Source organism: Paracoccus sigandri, assembly GCF_003709565.1.
In the GTDB taxonomy this organism is placed as follows: Bacteria; Pseudomonadota; Alphaproteobacteria; order Rhodobacterales; family Rhodobacteraceae; genus Paracoccus; species Paracoccus siganidrum.
Genome location: NZ_QNRC01000104.1, coordinates 1 through 1,163, shown reverse-complemented (window position 1 = coordinate 1,163; position 1,163 = coordinate 1). Strand labels below are relative to the sequence as shown.

Genomic DNA, 1,163 nt, shown 5'->3' with positions numbered 1-1,163 from the left:
CATGGGCGCGGATCAGATCGTGGATCGGCTGCAGGGCGACGGCGCAGGCCCCGACCTGGTCGGCCAGGGTGGAAAGGCTGATCTCGACGCCCTCCTTCGCGTAGCGTTCGGCCTGCCGGTTCAGGGGCTGATGCCGGCCGAACTTCTCGAACAGCACCATCGCCAGCAGGTTGGGCCCCGCCCAGCCCCAAGGCGTCGGATGAAACGGCGCCGGCGGCTGGCTGATTTTCTCACTTCTCGCGGACGGTCTGCACGACCTTCCACTGCCGGGGAATGACCTCCAGCGTCTCGGTGATGTCTTCGCCCATTTTCACGATGCGCGCCGAACCACAGCAGGTGCAGGCGGCAGGAACCTCGATCACCACGCGCTCGCGCGGCAGATGCTCGGGGAATGGCTTGCGGGTGGGGCGGCGGCGTTCGAACGCCGAGACCATCGCCCCTGGGCCCGTTGCCTCCGCTTTGCCTCGGCCATCAGCAATGTCGGTCTCGATGTCCTCGAGTTGCATCTCCAGTTGTTCAATCAGCCGGGCATGGCGTTCGGCGCTCTGGCCATATTGCTCGCGCCGGAGTTTGGCGATCTGCAGTCGAAGGTGCCGGATCATGTCTTCGGAGGCCGAGACGATTGCCTGAACTTGGGTCAACTCCCCCTTGGCGGCGACCAAAGCGCCCTCTGCAGCAGACGCGCGGGCCTCGGCCGCGGCGAGTGCGGCGCGCAGAACAGCGATCTCAGATGCGGTCTCCGTCATGCCAAAGACCTACCACGCGGCCCCGAAATAATCCAATAAAACAAGGGTATTTTGACTATCTCCCCGCCAAGGCAGGTCGCTGCGTCCAGCGCGGATTGCGCCAGTCGATCCCTTCCAGAAGATAGCCGAGCTGCGCCGCCGAGACCGGAACGGCCGAGCCATTCTGACTCACCGGCCAGATGAATTTCCCCGCCTCCAGCCGCTTCAGATACAGCGACATGCCGACGCCATCGTGCCAGAGGATCTTGATCAAGTCGCCCTTGCGCCCCCGGAAGCAGAAGATCTCACCACCGTGCGGATCGCGGCCGAGCCCCTGCTGGACCTTCAACGCCAGGCTGTCCATCCCGCACCTCATGCCCGTCACGCCGCCCGCAATCCAAACCTTTACCCCGGCAGGAAAAGCGATCATCGCGGGTC

General features: G+C 64.6%; 1 protein-coding gene and 1 pseudogene. Both read right to left on the bottom strand.

The genetic code is table 11. The annotated features are described in order from the left end of the window. A pseudogene (locus tag C9E82_RS23935) lies at positions 1 to 746 on the bottom strand (IS66 family transposase); the annotation flags it as partial. 55 nt (positions 747 to 801) lie between these two features. Next, positions 802 to 1,163, bottom strand: a 362-nt coding sequence (gene tnpB / locus C9E82_RS23930; protein WP_420849877.1) for an IS66 family insertion sequence element accessory protein TnpB, incomplete at its 5' end; no start/stop codon positions are given.